The 3,746-nt window shown below is 39.6% G+C and carries 4 protein-coding genes and 1 pseudogene; 4 read left to right on the top strand and 1 reads right to left on the bottom strand.

Features of this window, described 5'->3' with window-relative positions:
- The first annotated feature begins 114 nt into the window (after positions 1-114).
- The 4 genes from E5S67_RS31385 (at position 115) to E5S67_RS31375 (ending at position 2,916) form a co-directional block, all read left to right on the top strand.
- Positions 115-1,014, top strand: a complete 900-nt coding sequence (locus tag E5S67_RS31385) for an ISKra4 family transposase (protein ID WP_172193310.1) — start codon at positions 115-117, stop codon at positions 1,012-1,014.
- Between the two features lie 394 nt (positions 1,015-1,408).
- Positions 1,409-2,157, top strand: a protein-coding gene (locus E5S67_RS31380; RefSeq protein ID WP_172193308.1) for an IS1 family transposase whose coding sequence is annotated in 2 segments (ribosomal slippage) — positions 1,409-1,748 and positions 1,748-2,157 — 750 coding nt in all. Because the reading frame shifts where the segments join, the coding sequence is not laid out codon by codon here.
- A gap of 91 nt (positions 2,158-2,248) precedes the next feature.
- Positions 2,249-2,395: a hypothetical protein gene (locus E5S67_RS32910; protein ID WP_216670839.1), complete on the top strand. Its 147-nt coding sequence runs from the start codon at positions 2,249-2,251 to the stop codon at positions 2,393-2,395.
- Positions 2,392-2,916: a transposase gene (locus tag E5S67_RS31375; RefSeq protein WP_216670838.1), complete on the top strand. Its 525-nt coding sequence runs from the start codon at positions 2,392-2,394 to the stop codon at positions 2,914-2,916. The genes E5S67_RS32910 and E5S67_RS31375 overlap by 4 nt, the downstream gene beginning before the upstream one ends.
- Positions 2,917-2,960: 44 nt before the next feature.
- On the opposite strand, the pseudogene E5S67_RS31370 reads toward E5S67_RS31375, so the two are convergent.
- A pseudogene (locus tag E5S67_RS31370) lies at positions 2,961-3,254 on the bottom strand (transposase); the annotation flags it as partial.
- Positions 3,255-3,746 lie beyond the last annotated feature (492 nt).

Raw genomic sequence — 3,746 nt, 5'->3', positions numbered from 1 at the left:
CAAACGAAAGTAAATTTGTCCTTCAATTTGAGTGCAAGTTTCAACCTTGACTCCAGGCAAGTCTAATAGATAGTCTAAATGAAAGCTCATCACTATAACTGTATTGGTTGATCTATTTTACACCATAAACTCAGGAGAGCCGGACGACCCCGCACAGTAAAAAGCTGTATTGGTGAATTAATAATTACTGAAAAACAGGCCGAAAAATTAGATATCAAGAAATCTACTCGATTATCTCCATTATTTGAAAAATGCTGTCTCCGTCAAATAGCTAATCTTTCCTACGAAAATGCTGCCCAAGAAATGGAAGTTCAGACAGGAGTAAAGATTGGACACACTTGTTTACATCGATTGGTAGAAAAACAAGAATGGTCAGAACCTCATGCCAAAATTGAGGTCAAAGAAACAAGCATAGATGGAGGGAAAGTCCGTCTGAGAGGGAAGTTGCCAGAAGGGTCTCATTGGCAAGATTATAAAGCCGTGCGGTTACATGAAAGTTATTATGGGGCTTTTTATCAAGATAATGAAGCGTTAATTAAGTATATAAACCATCAGCATTTAGCCGATATATTAACTTGTTTGGGTGATGGACATGAGGGAATATGGAAGATTATTAGCCAGTTGAATCCTGGTAAAACCCGACGCGAAATTTTAGATTGGTATCATTTAATTGAAAATTTATATAAAGTGGGAGGGTCGTTGAAACGTCTAGCCAAAGCCAAGGAATTTTTGTGGCAAGGCCGGGTCGAACCCACCCTAGATTTATTTAAGTCGGGTCGCAAAAAAACCGCCCAGAACTTTTGCAAGTATCTAGAAAAACATCGCTATCGAATTGTTAACTATGAGCAATTATCAGAAGACAAGATTTGTTCCATCGGCTCGGGAGCGGTGGAATCGACGGTCAAACAAATAGATAGAAGGTTGAAAATTTCTGGCGCTCAATGGTTGAAAAAAAATGTCAATCAAATGCTAAAACTTCGTTGTGCTTACCTCAACGACCTCTTGGCCATTTGAGGCTTTTGCAAAACCGGGATGCTCCCGAGTGCATCCCTTAACTCAAAGGTAGCATCTTGCGCTTTACGTAGATTGTTGTAGATGGCTTGACGAAACTCTTGCAACCATAGTCACAACATTATTCATAGCGGTCGATCGGGTTGGTGAGACTTCCCTATCTTCCGCCATCCGGGTCAACTCAAGCAGAGTTGACCCGGTATTTTTTTGCCTGTTGTTGGTTCTCTCATCCCTTCGATTGTGCTGTGGCGAGCTCACTTTTGCTTGAGGGTGATCGTACTCTTTAGTCTAAACTCCAGTTATGACGAAATAAAAGGAATATTTGGCGTTGCTGAACTAGGGTATGATGAAGTGGTCGTCGGAGCGTCACAAATCACACACATTTAAAAGGAATATTATGCAATGCCCGGAATGTCAGTCAACTCATATCAATAAAAATGGTCATAAAAAAGGCAAGCAGAATTATATTTGCGTCAGATGTAAAAGACAATTTATAAATGATTATCAATCTCACAAAGGATACTCGGAAGAAGTGAAACGCGAATGTCTAAAAATGTATGTTAATGGCATGGGTTTTCGAGCCATTGAAAGAGTCAAAAATGTGCATCATACTACAATTATTAATTGGGTAAAAGAAGCTGGAAAACTCTTGCCAGATTGTTACGCTCCAGAAATAGATCCCGAAGTGGGAGAATTAGATGAGTTACAAACATTTGTCAGTAAAAAAAAAACAAAACCTGGCGAGCGACGGCAGTAGACCATTTTAAGCCAGGTATTTTAGGATGGGTTTTAGGCGATCATAGCACCAAAACTTTTGAACCACTATGGGATCTTGTTAGTAAATGGAACTGCTATTTTTATGTGACAGATGGCTGGAAAGTTTACCCAATTTTTGTTCCGCAGGGAGACCAAATTATTAGCAAAACTTATATGACAAGAGTTGAGGGTGAAAATACAAGACTCAGACATTACTTGGCTCGGCTAAAAAGAAAAACTCTTTGTTATTCTAAGTCGTCACAAATGCTAGGACATTCAATTAAATTACTAATTCATTATCTAAAATTTGGAGATATTCCAATTCCCCATCAAAATCCAAGAAATCATTTTCGGCTCCAATCTCGCATTTTTTCTCGTCTCATACCCTGATTCAGCAACGCCGAATATTTGAGCGGGCAAACACAATAAAAAAAACCCGAATTGGAAACGAGTTAAACGAATTTGTCTCGATGAGATAAGTATGCGAAAAGGTCAAGGAAATTTGGTGACTGTTGTTAGTGACATCTCCGAAGGTAATTTAATTGAGATGATTGATTCTCATCGCTGTGAAGAAATCATTGAAGTTCTTATGGAACAACCAATTGAGGTTCGCTGGTTGAGGAAGTGAGTGTTGATATGTGGGGAGGATTCCCTAAAGTTATCAAAAAAGTATTCCCAAATGCCAAAGTTATTATCGATCGTTTTCATGTAATGAAAGTAGTTAATAAAGACTTAAATAAGTTACGTAGAGCAGCCGGAATAACAGATAGGCAAAGTAAATATTTATTATTATGTAATCGAGTAAATTTGAATCTTCTTCAGATGGATAAATTAGAATTGACACTAGGGAAATCCGAATGTTTGAGAATTGCGTATGAGATGAAAGAAAAATTTAGAGAAATATATGAGAGTAATTTGACGGTCAAAAAATGGCAGAACAAAATCAAAGAATGGCTAAATCATGCACAATTATTTTTGAGAGAATCTGCATCAACAATTAAGCATCATTTTGAGGGTATTTGCAACTACTTTCTTGAGCGCACCACAAGTGGAGTCATGGAAGGAATCAACAATCGGATTAAGTTGATAATGCGGCAAGGGTATGGTTTTTCTAATTTTAATAATTTTAGGAATCGCGTATTAGCTTGATTTTGTGATTAGATAAACTTATAACCATAAGTTCAGGAGAGCGATTCTAAAGAGAGTGCATATTTCCAATCAATCCGACTCCGCACCGCTTCTGCGGCTTGACGGTCAGACAGACCTGCGACAAAGTGCATGATAGTGACCAGAGCTAGTCGCCACGGAGATAAGGCAGGTTGACTTCTGTCGGGGAAAAGTTCAGCAAAATCCCGATCGCGATCTGTGAAGATAGTACCCAAAGCGTCGCGCATTAGCATGAAGCTGTTGCCTAAAGGGAAGGCTGCTTGGGCAACCCGAACGGTGAGTTCTGGAATTGGTGTGATGAGGGTGGATTTAGGTAGAATAGCTCGAGCCTGTTTATAGATCGCATAACTTATGTATGACCAAACAGATACCTCTTGACGATTGCTCTAATATTAAGAAATGTTTCGCCAAAAGTATCGTATCTCGGCTATACCCCGAGTTCGATTGCCTGAGTTCCCTGAGACTCAGGCCCACGACAACATCAATTTTACTTGGGCCACCCGCACCGACTCAACGCCAGAGCGCGATCGTCAAAAGATCGCTCCCAAAAGAATGTTTTGATCTTGATTAACTGTCGATCGTATCATGGTCAATCGACCGGCCATGATATCAGTCTCTGAAATAGCGTTGGAGAAGTAAACCTGAAAAGCTTATCCAGCAGTTGTTTCAGCCAAGCGAGCAACTTTCTATACGGTTGCTCATTTCACCCCGTTATCTCGTGCAACAGTCCGGACAGATTTTCGGTCGGTCAAGCTTTGAGAGAGCCGTATTCTAGAAGCTTTTGGTAGTTTGGATTTAATTTAATCAAAGTC

Origin of the sequence: Microcoleus asticus IPMA8, from assembly GCF_013179805.1 — a bacterium.
Classification (GTDB): domain Bacteria; phylum Cyanobacteriota; class Cyanobacteriia; order Cyanobacteriales; family Microcoleaceae; genus Microcoleus; species Microcoleus asticus.
The sequence above is the reverse complement of the archived record's forward strand: the minus strand, read 5'-3'. Positions and strand labels throughout refer to the sequence as shown.